Raw genomic sequence first — 426 nt, 5'->3', positions numbered from 1 at the left:
AACAGAGATCTTCGCCCAATCTTTATCCAATAGTAAAACATCAATATCCTTATAATCTGCCAGAATCTTATGGTTATCTTCCATACTTAATACCAGTTTGATGCCGGCATCATCTAGCATATAACCAATACGATCCGACGGATAATCAGGATCAACAGGCACATAAGCACCCCCTGATTTTAAAATACCCAAGATACCTATAAGCATCTCCAGACTACGCTCCAAACAAATACCTACCAAAGTATCAGGCTCAACTCCCTGTTCTATTAAATAATGACCCAGTTGATTCGACTTCTCATTTAACTCCCTATAACTTAATGCTTCTCCTTCATAAACAACAGCTATAGCATCAGGGGTCTTCTTCACTTGCTCTTCAAACAAATCAACTACAGTCTTATCTTTTGGATAAGCAACTGCCGTATCATT

1 protein-coding gene is annotated in these 426 nt (G+C 38.3%); it reads right to left on the bottom strand.

What is annotated here, in order from left to right:
- A partial coding sequence (locus tag FLA105534_RS00160; RefSeq protein ID WP_317168128.1) for an AMP-binding protein occupies positions 1–366 on the bottom strand: 366 nt, incomplete at its 3' end.
- Positions 367–426 lie beyond the last annotated feature (60 nt).

Source organism: Flavobacterium collinsii (assembly GCF_902804485.1).
In the GTDB taxonomy this organism is placed as follows: Bacteria; Bacteroidota; Bacteroidia; order Flavobacteriales; family Flavobacteriaceae; genus Flavobacterium; species Flavobacterium collinsii.
Note: the sequence above shows the minus strand (reverse complement) of the source record. Positions and strands in the feature narration are given on the sequence as shown.